Origin of the sequence: Pontibacter qinzhouensis (assembly GCF_008017455.1) — a bacterium.
Taxonomy (GTDB): Bacteria; Bacteroidota; Bacteroidia; order Cytophagales; family Hymenobacteraceae; genus Pontibacter; species Pontibacter qinzhouensis.
Map to the genome: position 1 here is coordinate 27,758 of NZ_VRTY01000015.1, position 18,460 is coordinate 46,217.

At 47.7% G+C, this 18,460-nt stretch carries 16 protein-coding genes; 8 read left to right on the top strand and 8 right to left on the bottom strand.

Annotation, left to right across the window (positions count from 1 at the left end):
- Positions 1-235: 235 nt before the first annotated feature.
- On the top strand, positions 236-577 hold the full coding sequence (gene arsC, locus FVR03_RS05810) for an arsenate reductase (glutaredoxin) (protein ID WP_147920792.1): 342 nt from the start codon (positions 236-238) through the stop codon (positions 575-577).
- 215 nt (positions 578-792) lie between these two features.
- Here arsC and FVR03_RS05815 read toward each other — a convergent pair whose 3' ends face one another.
- The 6 genes from FVR03_RS05815 to egtB form a co-directional block, all read right to left on the bottom strand.
- Positions 793-2,046 carry a TCR/Tet family MFS transporter gene (locus FVR03_RS05815; RefSeq protein ID WP_147920793.1) on the bottom strand — a complete coding sequence of 418 codons (1,254 nt, stop codon included), beginning with the start codon at positions 2,044-2,046 and terminating at the stop codon, positions 793-795.
- A 219-nt stretch (positions 2,047-2,265) separates the two neighbouring features.
- Positions 2,266-2,838 carry a DUF922 domain-containing protein gene (locus FVR03_RS05820; RefSeq protein WP_147920794.1) on the bottom strand — a complete coding sequence of 191 codons (573 nt, stop codon included), beginning with the start codon at positions 2,836-2,838 and terminating at the stop codon, positions 2,266-2,268.
- Between the two features lie 72 nt (positions 2,839-2,910).
- Entirely contained in the window at positions 2,911-4,254 is a 1,344-nt protein-coding gene (locus FVR03_RS05825) for an MATE family efflux transporter (RefSeq protein WP_147920795.1), read from the bottom strand.
- A 241-nt stretch (positions 4,255-4,495) separates the two neighbouring features.
- A complete protein-coding gene (locus FVR03_RS05830) occupies positions 4,496-5,608 on the bottom strand; it encodes an aminotransferase class I/II-fold pyridoxal phosphate-dependent enzyme (RefSeq protein ID WP_147920796.1) in 1,113 nt (370 codons plus the stop codon).
- Positions 5,609-5,612: 4 nt separating this feature from the next.
- On the bottom strand, positions 5,613-6,629 hold the full coding sequence (gene egtD / locus FVR03_RS05835; RefSeq protein ID WP_147920797.1) for an L-histidine N(alpha)-methyltransferase: 1,017 nt from the start codon (positions 6,627-6,629) through the stop codon (positions 5,613-5,615).
- A gap of 5 nt (positions 6,630-6,634) precedes the next feature.
- Positions 6,635-7,903, bottom strand: a complete 1,269-nt coding sequence (gene egtB / locus FVR03_RS05840; protein ID WP_147920798.1) for an ergothioneine biosynthesis protein EgtB — start codon at positions 7,901-7,903, stop codon at positions 6,635-6,637.
- A gap of 498 nt (positions 7,904-8,401) precedes the next feature.
- Here egtB and FVR03_RS05845 point away from each other — a divergent pair, with 498 nt between their 5' ends.
- Complete coding sequence (locus FVR03_RS05845; RefSeq protein WP_147920799.1) at positions 8,402-9,487, top strand: o-succinylbenzoate synthase; 1,086 nt, start codon at positions 8,402-8,404, stop codon at positions 9,485-9,487.
- A gap of 194 nt (positions 9,488-9,681) precedes the next feature.
- On the opposite strand, the gene FVR03_RS05850 is transcribed toward FVR03_RS05845, so the two are convergent.
- Together FVR03_RS05850 and FVR03_RS05855 are read right to left on the bottom strand one after the other, a co-directional pair.
- Positions 9,682-10,152 (bottom strand): hypothetical protein, encoded by a 471-nt coding sequence (locus FVR03_RS05850; protein WP_147920800.1) that lies wholly within the window; start codon positions 10,150-10,152, stop codon positions 9,682-9,684.
- A 957-nt stretch (positions 10,153-11,109) separates the two neighbouring features.
- Positions 11,110-11,607: a DinB family protein gene (locus tag FVR03_RS05855; RefSeq protein WP_147920801.1), complete on the bottom strand. Its 498-nt coding sequence runs from the start codon at positions 11,605-11,607 to the stop codon at positions 11,110-11,112.
- Positions 11,608-12,006: 399 nt separating this feature from the next.
- On the opposite strand from FVR03_RS05855, the gene fucP reads away from it, so the two are divergent.
- The 6 genes from fucP to FVR03_RS24300 all read left to right on the top strand — a co-directional run bounded on the left by fucP (position 12,007) and on the right by FVR03_RS24300 (position 18,446).
- Complete coding sequence (gene fucP / locus FVR03_RS05860) at positions 12,007-13,347, top strand: L-fucose:H+ symporter permease (RefSeq protein WP_147920802.1); 1,341 nt, start codon at positions 12,007-12,009, stop codon at positions 13,345-13,347.
- 45 nt (positions 13,348-13,392) lie between these two features.
- Positions 13,393-14,157 (top strand): SDR family NAD(P)-dependent oxidoreductase, encoded by a 765-nt coding sequence (locus FVR03_RS05865; RefSeq protein ID WP_147920803.1) that lies wholly within the window; start codon positions 13,393-13,395, stop codon positions 14,155-14,157.
- A 193-nt stretch (positions 14,158-14,350) separates the two neighbouring features.
- Complete coding sequence (locus tag FVR03_RS05870; protein WP_147920804.1) at positions 14,351-15,208, top strand: fumarylacetoacetate hydrolase family protein; 858 nt, start codon at positions 14,351-14,353, stop codon at positions 15,206-15,208.
- Complete coding sequence (locus FVR03_RS05875) at positions 15,195-16,028, top strand: amidohydrolase family protein (RefSeq protein ID WP_147920805.1); 834 nt, start codon at positions 15,195-15,197, stop codon at positions 16,026-16,028. The genes FVR03_RS05870 and FVR03_RS05875 overlap by 14 nt, the downstream gene beginning before the upstream one ends.
- Positions 16,029-16,079: 51 nt before the next feature.
- Entirely contained in the window at positions 16,080-17,096 is a 1,017-nt protein-coding gene (locus FVR03_RS05880) for a zinc-binding alcohol dehydrogenase family protein (protein WP_147920806.1), read from the top strand.
- A 921-nt stretch (positions 17,097-18,017) separates the two neighbouring features.
- Entirely contained in the window at positions 18,018-18,446 is a 429-nt protein-coding gene (locus FVR03_RS24300) for a hypothetical protein (RefSeq protein WP_187270053.1), read from the top strand.
- The last annotated feature ends 14 nt before the right edge of the window (positions 18,447-18,460 follow it).

The following is an 18,460-nucleotide window of genomic DNA, read 5'->3' on the forward strand; positions in this document are numbered from 1 at the left end:
AACAGCCGCAACTGCCTCTTGTTATAGAGTGCTGTGTTAGCTGCACCACAAGCTGCGTACAAGTAAGAGAGAGTTGCCTCTACTACAGTGTTAGCTTCCGAATTATTTAAATGAAAACAGCCTCCAAAAGGTTTTTTACAACTTTACCTTCAAGGGTTCGAGGTTGAGGAAGTAAGGCAAGAGTTGCTTGCGTACCAAAATTCTTTTAACTAGCAGAACAAACGCCGAAACACGTATGCTCACAATTTACCATAATACCCGTTGTAGCAAAAGCCGCCAGGCACTAGACCTCCTTCAGCAGGAAAACCGGGAGGTACAGGTAATCGAGTACCTGAAAACTCCTCCCACAGCAGCAGAACTTCAAAGCCTGGCGCAGAAGTTGCATCTGAAACCAGAGGACCTGGTGCGGAAGCAGGAAAAACTATTTAAAGAAAAGTTTGCAGGCAAAGTGTACACCGATGAGGAATGGGTGGCGATTTTGGTAGCCAACCCATCGCTTATCGAAAGACCTATAGTGGTAAAAGGAGATAAAGCCGTGATAGGAAGACCTCCGGAAAATGTGCTAGCGTTGCTGTAACTTCTGCATTATTCCTATGCTTCGACCAATCGGCAAAGTTTTGTCAAGAACATTCAAGCTTTTCCCTAACATTTTGCTGCTCCCTTTTAACAAGGCTGGTTAAGAAAAGTAATTATTCTAATGAAAATGCCCTTCCAAAAGAATTTAGGCCCTTTTTATCCAAGGGTCAGTTAGGCTATGAACCAGGTAGTGCAGAGGAGAACGTCTGAGAAACATTAAATGGTAGCAGCTACATGGGTGCGCTCTTTATCTGATTTAAGAGAGTGCCTGTGCAGCACACGCAGTAATATAAACAGACTGGTAAGCGTAAGTGCAATAGCTGCTAAAAAGGGAGCTTCGGGTAAATAAACAGGGGCGCTGCCAGAGGTGAAGAAGGCGAACAAATAACTCATCATGGGTGCTCCTATAAGAGCCGTGGCACTCGCCAGGCTGGCAATACCGCCTTGTAACTCACCTTGTTCGGTTTCAGGAACTTCGCTTGAAAGAATACTTTGAATGGCTGGCTCTGAAATACCACCCATGGCGTACGGCAGCAAAAAGGCAAACAACATCCAGGAGTCGGTGGCCAGGGCTAGTAGCAGGTAACCCAGGCTGTAAAGTCCTACTCCTATATAAGCTGTTTTTTTCAGACCTAACTTTGGTGCCACAAAACCGGTAAGCCAACCCTGAACAAAGGCAATAAGTAAACCCAGTAAACCAAATGAGTAGCCGATATGATTTTCGGCCCAGTTAAATTTTAAGGCTGTAAAATAAGCCCAGACGTTATGAAACACATGCACCGCAATGTAGGTGCAACATAACGAGCAGCATAAACCTACCACCAAAGGGTACTTCCGGAGGTGCAGCCAGGTCCCTAACGGGTTGGCTCTGCTCCAGCTAAAGGCGCTTCTCTTATGGACGGGCAACGATTCCGGAACCACAAAAGCAGTGTAGACCAGATTTAGGAGCGTAATGCCCAATGCCGCATAAAACGGTACCCGCAGCCCAACCTGACTCAGTTCGCCACCCAGCACCGGACCAACAGTAATACCAAGCCCAAAAGCTGCACCTAATAGCCCAAAGCGTTTAGCACGATCAGCCATGGAAGTTATGTCGGCGGTGTAGGCGGTAGCCATGTAAAACGTTGTATTGGTAGTGCCTGCCAGCAACCTCCCAATAAATAGCCACCCGATGCCAGAGGTAAAACTCATGAACAGGTAATCTGTTCCTATGCCAGCCAGCGACAGCAGCAGGATAGCCCGTCGGCCAAAGCGGTCGCTTAGTTTGCCCATGGTAGGGGCCAGCAGGAACTGAGTAAGCGAGAACGCAAACATGAGCCAGCCGCCATAAACCGACGCTTCGCTTAATGTGCAGCCTGTTATCTGGCTCAGCAGGCCCGGGAGAACCGGCAATACCATGCCAAGGCACAGAACATCTAAAAACAAGGTAGCCAGAACAAAACTCTGAGCCGCTTTGGGCATAAAAACCATAAAAGTTAATTAATGGCCTGAAAGTAAAACTTTTATAGCAAATCGCAACACTTCAGCAGTCAGAATAAGGTGTATAGCCAGTAGAAAAGGGTAAAACTACAACAGCCTGCCATTGGTTTAAGAAAGAACTAAACCAAAGGCAGGCTGTTTTGTTTACAGCAACAAGATCGCAAGGCAACTGTAGCCTTGTTTAGAACAGTTAATCGGGAGGTAATGCTGTTACTGATAGGCTTCTAATTCCTTCAAGCGTTGCTCAATGTTGGCCGCCCACTCAGCTTGTGCTTCATAATTAAGCCCATGACGTACCGATTTGTCGAACTTGTCCTGCTCGGCTTTCCAGGCAGCAAAGGCGGCTGTAACGGTAGGGCCTAGTTTCTGCTGCACGTTGTCGCAGGAGCTGCCAAGAGCTTGCAGTTGCTGGCGAAGCAGGCGCGCATGCACCTCCGTCAGGTCGAAATGAAGCTGCTCGTGGTACAGCAGCTTTTCAGATTTCTTGTTTTTAGACCACGACTGCGTAGGCAGAAAAACGCAGGATACCTGGAACTCCAGTTGGTTGTTCCGGCACTTGGCATCCAGGGCTAGGTTTGCAGCAGTTAAGGCGTGGTGTGGGTTCTCAGTGTCAGGGTCTCCTTTAAAATCTTCCCAACTCAGCTTTCTACTGGGAGACCAGGAAAGTTTTTCGCTTTTTGCACTATTGTCTTCCTCCACTGCTGGCATAGCAGGAGTAAAAGGAACGGTGGCTGGTGCAAAGAATCCTGTAACAAAAGATAAGAGTAGCGTGATAATAAACATTGGCTAAAAGTAAAATTATCGTCATTACAGGGGCAACAAGGGCTATTTTAGAAAGGTTGCATTTTTTTTAATTTATTTTTGAAGCAGTTGAATCGTCTGTTTATTGAACCGCCAGAAGAGCAAAACAGCAGCTACAGAAAGTCCTATCAGTAGCCCGGCCCAGATTCCGTTTACACCAACTCCAAGCTTAAAACAGAGCAAATATCCTAATGGAAGTCCAATTATCCAGTAGGCAACAAACGACACAAGACTCGGAATTCTGACATCTTCCAGGCCTCGTAAAGTACCTAAGCCAACCACCTGTACTCCATCCGAAATCTGGAAAAGAGCAGCGATAATCAGGAGCTGCGAGGCAATCGCGATTACCGCCGGATCATCGATGTATAGCATCGGAATGAGCCGGTTAAAAGTCACCATAAGCAGGCCGCTGCCGATCATAAACACAATGGCCATTAAAAAACTGCTGAAGCCTGCCATGCGCATAGCTCTTATGTTACCCAGGCCTTTCTGGTTTCCTACCCGAATGGTGGCAGCTGCTGCTATGCCGCTGGCCATCATATACGATACAGAGGCTATGTTAATAGCAATCTGGTGCGCCGCCAGTTCACTTGCCCCGATCCACCCGATCATGATAGCAGAGAAACTGAACGCGCCCACCTCGAACAGCATTTGCAGCGAAATTGGTAGCCCCAGTTTAAAGATGCGCGACATATGGATGAGCGACAGGTGGCGCAGGTTCAGGTAATGGCGGTACATAGCAAATCGTTTGGCGTAGAGCACGTAACCACCCATCAGGAGGGCCATGATGATGCGCGAGATAAAAGTAGCCCAACCAGCCCCCACCAGTCCCATAGCCGGGAAACCGAGTTTCCCATAAATTAAGATATAATTAAAGACGATGTTGAGGCTGTTAGCGACAACTGAAATATACATGGCCTGTTTTGTAAGCGAAAGCCCTTCGGTAAACTGCCGGAACGCCTGAAATACCATGAGCGGCACCATAGAGTAGAACAGAATCCGGATGTAAGGAATGGCCAGCTCCACCACAGCCTCGGGCTGGTTCAGCAGGCTAAGGCCCGGCGACAGGAAATAGCCCGCCACCATCACCAGCAGGCCGAGCAGCACATTAGAAACAAGCCCGTTCAGTAACCACAGCGAGATGCGGGTAGGATTGCCACGGCCATCGGCAGAGGCAATTAAAGGAGTGATGCTCATCGAGACGCCGATGCCAAACATCATCATCACGACAAATACACTATTGCCCAGTGAGGCGGCTGCCAGTGGCAGGGTGCCAATTTGACCCACCATCAGGCTATCGAAAACACTTACCATAATGTGCCCCAGCTGACTGAGAACAACAGGGTAAGCAAGCAGGAAATTTTTAGCGAAATGTTCTTTATATTCTTCTGATCTCATACCAGCGGCTCATTTTAGGCCCGCAAAAGTACGCTTTTTAAATTTGATAAAGTTAGATATGCAGAAATTTGAAATCAGGAACAGGTAGTGGCGTGTTATCAATTTGTAACTACAGCTATTTGTAGCGTTCCTCTTACAAATAGCTGTAGTTGCTGTGTTCAACCCTTGGCATAATTTTGCCCTTTTTTCTTTTGAAGGTCATTTTCATTAGCAGAATTAGAACTTCCCCGACAAATTAAGCTTATTGCACCACCAGTCCTTCCAGCGCCTCTTTTAAACGTATGAGCGCCTCTTGCAGCGTTTCTTTCTCTACGGCGAAAGAGAGGCGGGCATGGCCCGATGCTCCAAAGTTTTCGCCGGCATAGAGCTGTAGCGCCACTTCATCCTTCAGGTACTGGCACAAATCCTGGCTGCTGGTTAAGGTAGTGCCTTGTGGCGTAGTTCCGGGTAGGTAATAGCTGAAGTCGGGGAAAAAATAGTAAGCTCCCTCCGGATAGAAATATGGCAGGTGCGGAATGTCATGTAATACGGCTGCCGTAAGGCGGCGGTTTTCCTGCAGTACCTCCAGCATGGGTTTCAGCACCTCCGTGCGTTGTTGCAGCATAGAGGCGGCTCCTTTTTGCAAAAAATTGCTAACGCCGGCCAGAGTAGCCCCCTGAAACCGGGTGCACCTGCTAACAAGTTCTGTTGGCCCTACCATAAAGCCGAGCCGCCAATCGGTCATGGCAAACGACTTGGAGAAACCGTTTACGACAACTATTTCCTGGCCCGCCCCTTCGCAGGAAAGGATACTAGTAAAAGCCCCGTTGTAAGTAATAAAGTCATAAATCTCATCAGCTATAATGGTTAAGTCAGGAAAATCGCGGGTAACCGAAAGTATGCCTTCCAGTTCCTGCTTTGTATAGATACGGCCGGTTGGGTTGCAGGGGTTTGTGAGCAAAAGTATGCGGCTGTGCTCGTTTAATTTTTTTCGTAGATCCGCCGAATCGAGGCGGTAACCTGTGCTGGCAGCTGTAGGCAGCTCCACTAGTTTACCTTTACCGTAAGCCATTAACTCCCTGAAGCCACCCCAGGCAGGAGTGGGAATCACCAGTTCATCGGAGTCGTGCTGCAGCAACGTGGTAAATAGATAAAATAGGGCTTGCTTGCTGCCAGGCGTTACCAGCACCTGCTCTGGCGCAATGGCAATGCCGTCAGCTTGGTAGCGTTGGGCAATGGCTTCTCGCAGTTCTGGTATACCCTCTGCGGTGCCATGGCCAGTTGCACCGGCCTCCAGTGCTGCTATGGCAGTGGCTATGGCAGGAGCAGGACTACGGAAGTAGCTTGCTCCTGAGGCTAAATTAATATCGGTCATAGGTCTACTTTACGGCGAAAAGGATATCAGCAAAATACTGGTTTTTGTCCAGAAAAACAGTCTCGATGCTGAAGTTTGTGGCTTTGCCCATTTCCTGCGCCTGCTCAAGCGAGTATTTATGGGAGTTTTCGGTATGAATGGTTTCCCAGGCGGTAAACGAGAACATTTTGCCAATAGCCTCTATCCAGACCTCCTGCCGTTTCCTGCTGACCAGGTAGCTGCGCATAACCCCGGCCTGCGGGTCGTAGGTGGCGTAGTGGCTAAAGCAGTTTAGGTCGAAGTTACCGCCCAGTTCCTCGTTTATGCGCCGCAGCAGGTTCAGGTTAAAAGCGGCTGTTACTCCTGTTTTGTCGTCGTAGGCATCCAGAATGGTGTTGGGGTCTTTGCGCAGGTCCATGCCCATCAGCAGTTTGTCGCCGGAGCCGAGGTAGCTCCTCACAATTTTGAGGAAGGCCATGCTTTCATCAGAAGTGAAATTGCCGATGTTGGAGCCCAGGAACAGTACCACCTTCCGCTCCGATTTATGCTCCTGCAGCCATTCAAGCGCCTGAATATACTCGCCAACCACCGCCTGCACCGGCACATCGGGCAGTTCGTGGTGCAGGCGCTCGGTCAGTTCCTGCATGGCGTGCCCCGAAATATCTACCGGCACATAATCGAACTGCTGCTTTTGCTTGTGCAGCTCCCGCAGCAGAATCTTGGTTTTAAGGGCGTCGCCTGCGCCAAGGTCTATTAAATGGAAAAAGCCTTCGGCCGCTACCTCTGCTGCAATAGCCTCTTTCTGGTCGGTGAGCACCTCGAACTCGCTTCGGGTAAGGTAGTACTCCGGCAGCGCCATAATATCCTGAAAAAGCTGGCTGCCCCGGCTGTCGTAGAAGTACCGCGACGAGAGTGTTTTATTTTTTTTGCTGAGGCCGGCCTCCACATCTTTGGCGAAAGCAGCTTTCGAAACGCTTCCGTCAGGTTCTTTGTGTAATTCTACGAGTGGCAATTTGTTGGGTGTTGAGGTTAGTGTTTTCATACGTTTTAATAAGCCAGCCTTATTCCGTTGTATTGCCAGCGTTTGTCAGGGTGAAAGAAGTTTCGGTAAGTAGTGCGTATATGGCTTTGCGGTGTGGCGCAGGAGCCACCGCGCAGCACCATTTGGTTCAGCATAAATTTGCCGTTGTACTCGCCCAGCGCACCGGGAGCTTTCGAAAAACCGGGGTATGGGTGGTAGGCGCTATAGGTCCATTCCCACACATCGCCATAGAGCTGCTGCAGACCCGAAGCGCCAGGTGTGGCAGCAGCCGGCTCCAGCAACTCCGATTCCATAAAATTACCTTTGCTGGGAGCATAAAGTTGCGAGGCTGCCTCCCATTCGAACTCGGTAAGTAAACGTTTACCGGCCCAGGTGGCGTATGCGTTGGCTTCGTAAAAGCTGAGGTGGCATACCGGCTGGTGCGGGTCCAGTGGCTCCAGCCCGTGCATGCTAAACCGTTGCCACTCGCCATCTTGCTCCAGCCAGTACAGCGGAGCTTTTAGCCCGGCAGCTTTTATAAGGGCCAGGCCTTCATCCAGCCAGTGCCTGAAATCGGTGTAGCCCCCATCTTGTATAAAGGCCAGGTACTCACCGTTGGTCACGAGCCTGTTCATGACTTGTACATCCTGCAACAGCACCTCGTGCACACCCTGTTCGTTATCGAAACTAAAGCCGCTGCCCTGGTGGCCAATGCTGTAAATGCCGCCCGGAACTTCCAGAAATTCGGCTGCCACAGCAGTTGTATGGGGTGCCTTGGTAGGTGCTGCCTGGTAGGCCGGTACAAGCGGGTTGGTGCTGAGGATGTATTTTATATCGGTAATAAGCAGCTCCTGGTGCTGTTGCTCGTGCTGCAGGCCAAGTTCCAGCAAGGGCATTATGGCTGCAGCCTTATCATCGTCGAGCTGCTGTAGGAGTTGGCTTATATGTTCATCTACGTGCTGACGGTAGGCATAAATGTCGCGGAGGGGCGGACGGGTAAGGGTGCTGCGGGCATCGCGCTGCACGCGGTTACCAACCGTGTTGTAGTAGGAGTTAAACAGAAAGCCGTAGTTGGCATGAAACAGTTTATAACCCGGCAGGTGCGGCTGCAGCACAAAGGTCTCGAAAAACCAGGTGGTGTGGGCCATGTGCCATTTCGGCGGACTAACATCTATAATAGGCTGCACAACAGTATCTTCTGCTTCGAGGGGGGCACAGATTTTTTCGGTGCGTGCCCTTATTTCCTGGAAGCGCTGCAAGCTTACTGTTGGTGCTGTGGCGGTGATGGTGCTCATGTGTTTATCGCTGAAAAAATGATTTTGATGTTATGGATGACGATTTAACTTATTGGAAATCAAAATTTTATTTTAGCAGGATTAAGAATAAATCCTGAGTCCTTCGTCCTATAAGTCTTGTGTCCTATAACATTTGGTAGTAAAATTTCAAATTCCGAAAAGTTAAGTCTCAGTATATCAGGACTGGCAACTGCTGTACAACCAGGCGTACGACACATTCTTTGTTGATTATTTAAATAAAAATGGCCTTCAGAAGCTTTTACTAGCTTTTTTAGTCAAGGGGCGTGCTGCTATGAAGGCTACTTAAACTAAGTGGAGTAACTGCCTGCCGCGGCTCCTTTTTATGGTTTACACTGTCCATTCAGGCTTATTTTCTTAAATTCATTGTTTACTTTATACAGATGTTTTTAGTTTTACAGAAGCCAGTCAATTCATCAATTCTTTGCCTGTTTGTCAGGCTGCTGATTTATTTCATTATCTGTTGCTAACTTTTCTGCTATGCGCTACCACCTGCACCTTTTGCCTCACACCCTGCTTTTTAAGTTCGATGCCCGTACCTCGCGCGGAGCCATTGCCGAACATAAAGTTTATTACCTGGTGCTATCGGAGCAAAACCGACCCGAAAAACAAGGCATTGGTGAGTGTGCTCCCTTAGCTGGCTTAAGCGTAGATGCAACCCCTGATCTGGAGGCGAAGCTGGAGCAACTCTGTAGGCAGGTGAACAGTGGTGCCGTAGCACTTACCGGTAACGAGGAATTTTTAGATACCGAAGGCCTGGCCCTTGCCGGCTGGCCAGCCATACGTTTTGCCCTCGAAACCGCCTGGCTGGATCTGCAGCATGGCGGTAACAGAATTATTTTCAGAAATGCTTTTTCGGAAGGGCAGCAAGGCATCGCTATAAACGGCCTGATCTGGATGGGCGACAAGGCTTTTATGCAGGATCAGATAAAGAAAAAGCTGAAGGAGGGCTACACTTGTCTAAAGCTTAAAATCGGCAGCCTCGACTTTGCTACCGAACTAGAGATTCTGGAAAGCATCCGAAGTACTGCCAGTGCCGCTGAACTGACCATACGGGTAGATGCTAATGGCGCCTTTAAACCGGAAGAAGCCTTCCGGAAACTGGAGCGGCTGGCACGGTACGAGCTACATTCTATCGAGCAACCCATACGGCAGCAACAGCCGGAGCAAATGGCCCAGCTTTGTGCCTACACTCCAGTTCCTATTGCCTTAGATGAAGAACTGATCGGAGTGGAGCAGCCGGAGGAAAAAGCCCGCTTACTTGATGTTATAAAGCCACAGTATATTATTCTGAAGCCTACGCTGGTGGGTGGTTTGCAGGCAAGTGCCAACTGGATTTCGCTGGCAGAGGGCAGGGGCATTGGCTGGTGGGTAACGTCGGCCCTGGAATCGAACATCGGGCTGAATTCAGTTAGCCAGTTCACCGCAACTTATACTACTACCATGCCGCAGGGCCTCGGTACCGGGCAGCTATACCATAACAACCTGGCCTCACCGCTCACCATAAAACAGGGCTTTTTGTGGTACGACCAGCAGCAGGAGTGGGGCAATGTGCCATCAGCATAACATCATGGCTTTAAAATTTTAAGCCAGACCCTTGGCGGTTTTCTGAGGTAAACTCTTTTGGAGAAGCATTTTATTCAAATAATTAACCCGGACCAGAAGCAATTGGCTACTAACGCAAAAAGGTCCGCCATGTTAAGTGGCGGACCTTTTGAGATTTGTAAGCTAACACCAGTTGTTATGTGGTGAAGCAACAGTTATTCTACTTTTCTGAATTTGTAGGTCCAGGTGCCTCTGCGGGAGGTAATGTAGGTGTCGTCTTTTTTATAGCTGGCATAGCGCACTACCTTCTCCCACACCATATCGGTTGCTGTGAGCGATTTAATTTCGAAAACATCCTGGTTGTTCTGAGAGTCGGAAATAACGATGTAGCGGGTGCCACTGGAGTCTGGCAAAGCATAGTTAACAGTTGCTTCCTGGCCAGATACAGAGTGTACCATTTTCATGTTCGGCTTGTTAAACGAATGTTTTACTACAGCGCGCGAGGTGTCGGTGTGGGCCACTTTGTCCTGGCCATCAATAAATACAGCTACTGTTTCAAAGTTTTCCCAGTTGCCTTTCAACTCCAGGTCGAGGGGTGTTTCTACAAATGGTTCAGCTTCGTCGTCTTTACAGGAAGTGAATGTAACAAGCATGACTAATATCGGGAGTAATAATAGTTTTCTCATGTTAGTGTTGTTTTTAATTTTAAATAATAATTGCATTATATTAATAGTGATTAAAAGGGTGTGGCCTGATTTACAGGAGTAGGTGCCTGATTAGATGCACAACTACAAAAATTAGGATGTGCAACTTGTGTTTTTATTTATCGATTAATTTCTAAACGACTCCTTTTACGCTATCGCCTGCTAAAGGATTCAATATTTAAAATAAAAGATTTTTGAATACTTGAAATGCCTGATTAGAAGCCATTTTAAAACTTTGACTGGTGCCACTCCAGCCGAAATATGAAAATAACCGCGGCGCGGAAGCTTTTTTTTTTACTACACGCTGCCTGATTATAAACAGATAACCGGATTGTAACATTTGAGGATGGGACTTGTACGATTACTGGCTTGTTGAACTGATGATTGCCTAACTGCTGTACCTGAAAAGTAACCAACTACAGGTGTAGTGAATGCTGGGGGAAAGTCTGGTAGAAATAAGATGCTGCAGCTACGCAAGCAGCCAGCTGCAGAGGTTGTTTAACAGGAACAAAATAACAGACCCTTGACCTATAATTAATGAAAAAGCTTGGGAAGGCTATTTTCATCAGAATAATTTTATGGTATAATAACAGATGGAGGCGTATAAGTATAGTACTATACTAATTTACACCGCTGGTTTAGGCGCAGCAGTAACTAATGGGGCCATTGTTTTCAACCTGCGAAAGTATGAAAGCAGGTGGTTTAAGTAAGTTGAAAACTTGCTGTTATACCAAACCACAAGTTGCGCTTCGCTAAACATGCGGCAGGAATTTACTCCTTATAAATATACTCATGCCTCTTCAAGTCTAAAACACTCAAATAATTTTAAAACATACCTCCTTTAACTATTGGTGGCATGCGGACTTAATGCGTTAGTAAGGAGGTATGTTTCTTAGAAGCTAAACAAGCTGACCCTAAACCGAAGCAGCTTGTCGTTACTTACTCGGTTTCATCATCGGCACTTGGGCCGTAGCTGCCTGGAATCGGGATGTCGAGCAGGCGAAGGTAAACGCCTAACTGCGCCCGATGATGGATGATTTGCGATATAGCCATCCGGATAACGGCACCTTTTGAGCCTTTGTACATAACCTGGCCACCCTCCAGCATTTGCCACTCCTCTGCCAGTTGGTCCTCGTGTGCCTTTTGGAGGTGTTCCTTGCCGCCTTCTAAGGAGCGTTGAAAAAAGTCCATTAGTTCTGCTTTAGAGTTTATCACCTGTGGCTCGTAAGGGTTGTTATCGAAATTGAGTTCGCTGGTGTTAAAGGTCATGCCGATCCAGCCTGGCAGCTCGGCCACGTGCGCTGCCAGGCGCCGCAGCGTCATGCTCTTGGGGTGTGGCTGCCAATCGAGTTTGTCTGTGGGCACACGTTCCAGCATTTTTCGGGTGGTGTGCGACTCTTGCTCCAGCTCCTGCGCAAAAACTTCTAACATATTCATAGTTTTATTTTTTGTTGATGCTACAAAGAAAACTGCCACTAGTGACAACCCTATGGCAGTAAGATTTTCGGTCATCGAAATAAATTTTTTATGCAGAAATGGAAGGATTACCGGAAAAGGATTCAGGTTTAGCCCATACATGTTAAAATTTTATAATAACATGGTAATAACCTAGAGCAGCCGCAGCCAGAAATTAGTTTTCTTTGGATAAACAAACAATTGTTTGTAACTAGTTTGCAGCTAAAACCGGATTAACTTTGTTTTGCTTACTTTGCAGCAACATAAGCTTTGTAAAAAGCAGCAGCCTCAGAAACTGTGGCAGGTTAGGTAAGCTTTACGCTGTTAGTGCCGCTTAACCGGTTAAAAAAACATCTGCGACCATAATTATCGACTTAAAACATGAGTAGTTCCGCACCAAAGGCTTCCCTGTTCAGAGCAGGCACCACCTGGCCTTTTATTTTGATTACGAGCCTCTTTTTTCTATGGGGACTGGCCAACAACATGACCGATACCTTGCTGGCAGCCTTTAAGCGAATCATGAGCATGTCCGATTTCCAGACAGCCTGGATTCAGTATGCCTTTTATGGGGCTTACTTTTTCCTTGCCTTGCCTGCTGCCATCATTATTAAGAAATTTACTTACAAAACCGGTGTACTGCTCGGCTTGGGGCTCTTTATTCTGGGGTCGCTGCTGTTTTATCCGGCCAGTATTACCATGGTGTTTGGGCATTTCCTGGCGGCGCTTTTTGTGCTGGCTGGCGGGCTTTCTATTCTGGAAACAGCTGCCAACCCCTATATTGTGGCGCTTGGGCCCGAAGAGTCTGGCACGCGGCGGCTTAACCTGGCGCAGGCTTTTAACCCGATTGGTTCCATTATCGGGGTTTTACTGAGCAAGGTTTTTATCTTGTCGCAGCTCAACCTCTCTAGCGCGGAGGAGCGAAGCGCCATGAGCGAGGCGGAACTGGCTGCCGTTCAATCAGAAGAACTGACGGCTGTGATGGGGCCTTATGTAGGAGTGGCTCTTTTTCTGATGCTGCTTTGGCTTGTACTAAAGTTTACTAAAATGCCCAAAGCCTCTGATAGCGGGCCAGACCTCGAGCTTGCCTCCACTTTTAAGCGGCTTACTAAATTGCCGCATTACGTGTGGGCCGTGGTGGCACAGTTCTTTTATGTGGGTGCCCAGATTTGTGTCTGGTCTTTCACGATCAGGTATGTGATGCAGGAACTTAACCTCAACGAAGACAGCGCTTCTAACTACTATTTAGGTGCGCTAGTGTTGTTTATGGTATCCAGGTTTATATTTTCGGCCCTGATGAGCTTTATAAAGCCTGCCACGCTACTCATGATAACGGGATTGGCTGCGGCCGTCTGCACACTGCTTGTGGTTGTTGGCAGCGGCTACCTCGGAGTGTATGCCCTTGTCGGAATTTCAGGTTGTATGTCGCTTATGTTTCCTACTATTTATGGTTTGGGCATCAGAGGGTTAGGGAAAGATACCAAAGTTGGAGGCTCTGGATTGATTATGGCTATTTTAGGAGGTGCAGTAGTTACAGGTATTCAAAGTATTGTGTCTGACATGACCGGTAGTATTGGGCTCTCCTTTATAGTGCCCATGATTTGCTTCCTGGTAATTGTGGTGTATGCCATTATTGCCGGCAAGCACGAGGAGGCCCTAAACAAACGCCTGCGCGGTGCCGGAGCGGCAGGATCACCATCGCCTCAGTTTAATACAGTAAAGTAGCACGCCTAAAACGAAGCATTTAAATTCAAAGTAACTTATATTCTTATGTTTGAATTAACAGATAAAGTAGCCCTTGTAACAGGTGCAGGTAGTGGCATCGGGAAGGCCGTTGCCCTAACTTTTGCTAAACAAGGAGCCCAAGTACAAGTGCTGGACCTGAACCAGGAGCAGGCCCTGCAAACCGTTTCAGAAATTGAACATGCTGGCGGCAAAGCAACGGCACATGTTTGCGATGTAACCAACCATCAGCAGGTAATACAAGTGTTCGAGAGCATCGGTACGATCAACATTCTGGTGAATAGCGCCGGTATTTCGCATATCGGCCGTGTGGATACAACTTCGGAGCAGGATTTTGACCGGGTGTACCAGGTTAACGTGAAGGGCGTGTATAACTGCCTGTTTGCTGCCATCCCGGTTATGCGGGCAAATGGGGGAGGCGCTATTCTGAATATGGGTTCTATTGCGGCCGTTATCGGTTTACCCGACCGTTTTGCCTACTCCATGAGCAAAGGTGCGGTGCAGGCCATGACCATGTCGGTGGCCAAAGATTATATACACGACAACATCCGGTGCAACAGCATTTCGCCGGCCCGCGTGCATACCCCGTTTGTAGATGGTTTCCTGGCCAAGAACTACCCGGGGCAGGAGCAGGAAATGTTCGACAAGCTGTCTAAAACCCAGCCAATAGGCAGAATGGCCAAGCCAGACGAAATCTCGAAGCTGATCCTCTACCTCTGCTCCGACGAAGCCTCCTTTATTACCGGCAACGATTACCCGATTGATGGGGGCTTTATTAAACTTAATAACTAAGCTCCAACCCTTGGACTAAAAATACAAAAAGCCCTTCTGAAGGGCTTTTTCATTCAAATAATTTGAACAGACAGAGAATTATTTGGCGCCTTGCTCTAAATTACAACAAGAACAAAGTAACTTTACCATAAAATAAGATATTCACTAATAAACATAAAAGAGCCGGGCTAGCTGGTGCGGCACACGATCTACTATGAAACTTATTCGATACGGAGAACCAAATCAGGAAAAGACTGGCGTTTTAATAGACGATGTAGCTTACGACACTTCTGCTTTTGGTGAAGATTATAATGAGCGCTTTTTCGAGAACGACGGCCTGAACCGCTTAAGAGAGTTCGTGAAAAAGAACGAAGGCAACCTGGAGCGCATACCGGAAGGAAGCCGCCTGTCCAGCCCGTTTGCGCGGCCTTCTAAAATAGTGTGTATTGGTTTGAACTATGCCGACCATGCCCGCGAAACCAACGCCAAAGTGCCGACTGAGCCGGTGCTGTTTTTTAAGTCGACAACCGCGCTGGTTGGCCCTAACGATGATGTGGTAATTCCTAAGAACTCCGTTAAAACCGACTGGGAAGTGGAACTGGCCTTTGTAATTGGCAAGAAAGCCAGCTACGTAAGCGAAGAAGAAGCGATGGACTATGTGGCCGGTTACTGCCTGCACAACGATGTGTCGGAGCGGGAGTTCCAGCTCGAGCGCGGTGGCACCTGGGACAAAGGCAAAGGCTGCGATACGTTTGCTCCTATGGGGCCGTTTCTGGCAACTAAAGACGAGATCGCCGATATCGATAACCTGCGCCTGTGGCTCAAAGTAAATGGTGTGATGATGCAGGATGGCAACACCTCGAACTTCATCTTTAAAATACCGCACCTGGTATCGTACCTGAGCCAGTTTATGACCCTGCTGCCCGGCGATGTGGTTTCTACAGGCACTCCGGCTGGCGTAGGTTTAGGTTTTGACCCGCCGGTGTACCTGAAGCCAGGCGATGAAATGGAGTTGGGTATTGAAGGCCTCGGTACGTCGAAGCAATATGTGAAAGCGTATGCCAAAAATTGATTCGCACCAGCATTTCTGGAAATATGACCCGGTTCGCGATAGCTGGATAAACGACGACATGTCTCGGATTCAGCGTGATTTTCTGCCCGAAGACCTGCAGCCGGTATTGGAGCGCAACGGTTTCGAGGGCTGCGTATTGGTGCAGTCGGCACAGCCGGAGTTCGAAAACGATTTTCTGCTGGAGCAGGCGGCAAAGCACTCCTTTATAAAAGGCGTAGTAGGCTGGGTCGATTTTTTTGCTGAGGACCTGGAGGAACGACTCCAGAACTATAGCAAGTTTGATAAGCTGAAAGGGTTCAGGTATATTCTGCAGGGAGCCGAAGACCGGGCCCTGATGCTGACACCAGAGTTCCGGAAAGGCATCAGCAAACTGCAGCAGTTTGGCTACACCTACGATGTGCTGATTTTCCCGGATCAGTTGGGGTATACACAAGAGTTTGTGGCGGAGTTTCCGGAGCAGCCTTTCGTAATAGACCACATGGCCAAGCCTTACATCAAAGACCAAAAAGTTGATAGCTGGAAAAAGGATATGCAGGCGGTGGCAGCGCACCAACATGTGTATTGCAAAATATCGGGCATAGTAACCGAGGCAGATTGGCATAACTGGAAAAAAGAAGATTTCCGGCCTTACCTCGATACCGTAGTTGAGGCCTTCGGCACGAACCGGATTATGTATGGTTCTGATTGGCCGGTGTGCCTGGTGGCAGGTGCTTACGAAGAAATGCTCGGCATTGTGCAAGACTACTTTTCTGCTTTCAGCGAGCAGGAGCAGGCTGCCTTTTTCGGAGGAAATGCTGCTTCTTTTTACAAGCTGAACTAAACAATACCTGCCTGACTATTGAAGGCAATTCAAATAAAGAATACGTGTTTCATGAGAACATTAGTTTGTACCACTCCGAAGCAATTCGATTACGCTACCGGAGAACAACCTGCTTTAACCCCAGGTCATGCCATCATCAAGATCAGGCGCATTGGTATCTGCGGAACCGACCTGCACGCCTACGAGGGCACACAACCATTTTTTGAGTACCCGCGCATTCTGGGCCACGAACTGGCTGGCGAGCTTGTCGATTTTGATGATGCCCCCGGTTTTGAAAAAGGAGAGGCTGTAACCTTTATTCCTTATTTTAACTGCGGGACCTGTGTCGCTTGCCGGGCAGGAAAACCAAACTGCTGCACGCACATGAAAGTATGCGGTGTGCACGTGCATGGCGGTATGGTGGAATACCTGTCGGTGCCTTCTTATGCTCTGGTGCACGGCGAAGGCCTCAGTTTTGACGAGCTGGCACTCGTGGAGCCCTTAGCCATAGGTGCGCATGGTGTAAGAAGAGCCGGCGTGCGGCCTGGTGAGTTTGTGCTGGTGATAGGAGCGGGCCCCATCGGGCTTGGTATTATGGAGTTTGCCCGCATAGCTGGTGCCCAGGTTATCGCCATGGATATTAACGACTCGCGCCTCACCTTCTGTAAAGAGAAGCTCAAGGTGCAGCATATTGTGAACGCACTCTCCCCGGACGTGACGGAGCAGCTGCAGCAAATCACGAACGGCGACATGCCGACTGTGGTAATTGATGCAACCGGAAGTCAGCGTGCCATTAACAATGCATTCCAGTACATGGCGCACGGCGCCCGCTACGTTATGGTGGGGCTGCAGAAGGGGGAGGTAAGCTTCAGCCATCCGGAGTTCCATAAGCGGGAGTCTACGCTCATGAGCAGCCGCAACGCCACACGCGAGGATTTTGAGCACGTGGTGGCCTCCATGAAGAAAGGATTAGTGGAACCTACTACTTACATTACACACCGGGTTCAGTTTGAGCAGGTGAAGGAGGAGTTCGCTGGCTGGTTAGACCCTGCAAACGGTGTTATTAAAGCCATGGTAGAACTGGATTAACTTCAACCCTTGACACCAAAAGGTTGAATTCGCCTTCTGAAGCCCATTTTAATTAGCATAATTTAAAAGCCCCGGTTAAACAACTTGTTTCGCCGGGGCTTTTTTTGCTCTTCTTAAAATAGCTTTCTGTCTGGATTAATCCTCCACGTTAAGCGCCTTCTTCGTCTTTACCTATAAGTTCTCTTTAACAACTAATACCTTAATTATGCTTCACAAACTCCACTATCAGGGGAGAGGGCACGGGGCAGAGTGGGAAAAACTAGCTTATGATTCGTTTAACTCAAATTATTTAAATGAATAGACCCTCCAGAAGGAATTCTGTTAAAATGTTGTCAAGGGTTCCCAGCCGCATGTCTGTATGAAAAATAGTTGATCAGCATTAATGCTTATCGTGCCGCTGAAGCTTAAAGGTAGCAGAAGCTATAGCAGGTATGTAACAAGGCGTATCTAGTTGAAAAATTATGTTAAGCAGCTTGCGGTGGTGCCATTTGTAGTAGATCTTGATTATAACTTAAGTTTTGCGATACGCTTTATTTAGATGCACGTACCATTCAACCAAACTATATTTGCCAGTATTTGTGATTAGCTTCTGTAAACTAAGTTTACCACAACAGATTGCAGCAACAATAGCAGTTTTTATTTTCGAACTTCATTGTCTTCTCCTACAGCTGTTTATATGCAAGAAAAGCAGGCACTTATCATTTAATCTAAGCTTAGAAAGGCCTCTTTACTGCCAGCTCTGAAGTATTGGGGCCTTTTCGTAATTATTAACGGATTACTTCTTATTAGAATAACTTAAATAGTGTTGCAGAAAAAAAATTGTTGCAATCGGTTGCAATTATAAAATATTATTATCAAGTTTATGTCGGCTTACAAACAAATGTTTGTTTAAGGGCTTTTCTGGTGCTGCTTCTATACCCTATGCATTATTTAGATCCATACTTCTTACACGTTTCTTCTCCTGGCTATGAGCAGGTTAGGCAGAACAATCAACGTTGGGCGGAGAGGAAGAGAATGCAACGTGTATCTGGCAAGCCTGTTAGCTACTTTTATATGCTTATTTGTAAGAACGCATTTACTCCGGAACAGCAGTGGCAGCAAAGTGAGGTGAGGCAACAACAGGTGCCCGCACTTTTGCTTTATATCGAAAAATATATTGGTATGTCAAAAATTGCCAACGTTGGCATAAACTATCAGTCTTTAAAAAAGTGTTCATTTTTCCATCTCTCATACCACTCACAACTCATGTTAACTACTCCCCGCAACGCTGCCTGTTTCGGCAGTTGTTCTCTAACCAGGCTTCCATTTGCAGGGTGCCTTTGCCTCTTTATAGTTCATCATTTAAAATAACCTCAAAAACAATA

Excerpts from the sequence above, each read along its gene's own strand:
- FVR03_RS05865 (WP_147920803.1), top strand. The coding sequence starts at position 13,393 with ATGTTTGAATTAACAGATAAAGTAGCCCTTGTAACAGGTGCAGGTAGT.
- FVR03_RS05880 (WP_147920806.1), top strand. The coding sequence starts at position 16,080 with ATGAGAACATTAGTTTGTACCACTCCGAAGCAATTCGATTACGCTACC.
- FVR03_RS05825 (WP_147920795.1), bottom strand. The coding sequence starts at position 4,254 with ATGAGATCAGAAGAATATAAAGAACATTTCGCTAAAAATTTCCTGCTT.
- FVR03_RS24300 (WP_187270053.1), top strand. The coding sequence starts at position 18,018 with ATGCATTATTTAGATCCATACTTCTTACACGTTTCTTCTCCTGGCTAT.
- FVR03_RS05820 (WP_147920794.1), bottom strand. The coding sequence starts at position 2,838 with ATGTTTATTATCACGCTACTCTTATCTTTTGTTACAGGATTCTTTGCA.
- FVR03_RS05855 (WP_147920801.1), bottom strand. The coding sequence starts at position 11,607 with ATGAATATGTTAGAAGTTTTTGCGCAGGAGCTGGAGCAAGAGTCGCAC.
- FVR03_RS05830 (WP_147920796.1), bottom strand. The coding sequence starts at position 5,608 with ATGACCGATATTAATTTAGCCTCAGGAGCAAGCTACTTCCGTAGTCCT.
- egtD (WP_147920797.1), bottom strand. The coding sequence starts at position 6,629 with ATGAAAACACTAACCTCAACACCCAACAAATTGCCACTCGTAGAATTA.
- FVR03_RS05845 (WP_147920799.1), top strand. The coding sequence starts at position 8,402 with ATGCGCTACCACCTGCACCTTTTGCCTCACACCCTGCTTTTTAAGTTC.
- FVR03_RS05870 (WP_147920804.1), top strand. The coding sequence starts at position 14,351 with ATGAAACTTATTCGATACGGAGAACCAAATCAGGAAAAGACTGGCGTT.
- egtB (WP_147920798.1), bottom strand. The coding sequence starts at position 7,903 with ATGAGCACCATCACCGCCACAGCACCAACAGTAAGCTTGCAGCGCTTC.
- fucP (WP_147920802.1), top strand. The coding sequence starts at position 12,007 with ATGAGTAGTTCCGCACCAAAGGCTTCCCTGTTCAGAGCAGGCACCACC.
- FVR03_RS05850 (WP_147920800.1), bottom strand. The coding sequence starts at position 10,152 with ATGAGAAAACTATTATTACTCCCGATATTAGTCATGCTTGTTACATTC.
- FVR03_RS05815 (WP_147920793.1), bottom strand. The coding sequence starts at position 2,046 with ATGGTTTTTATGCCCAAAGCGGCTCAGAGTTTTGTTCTGGCTACCTTG.
- FVR03_RS05875 (WP_147920805.1), top strand. The coding sequence starts at position 15,195 with ATGCCAAAAATTGATTCGCACCAGCATTTCTGGAAATATGACCCGGTT.
- arsC (WP_147920792.1), top strand. The coding sequence starts at position 236 with ATGCTCACAATTTACCATAATACCCGTTGTAGCAAAAGCCGCCAGGCA.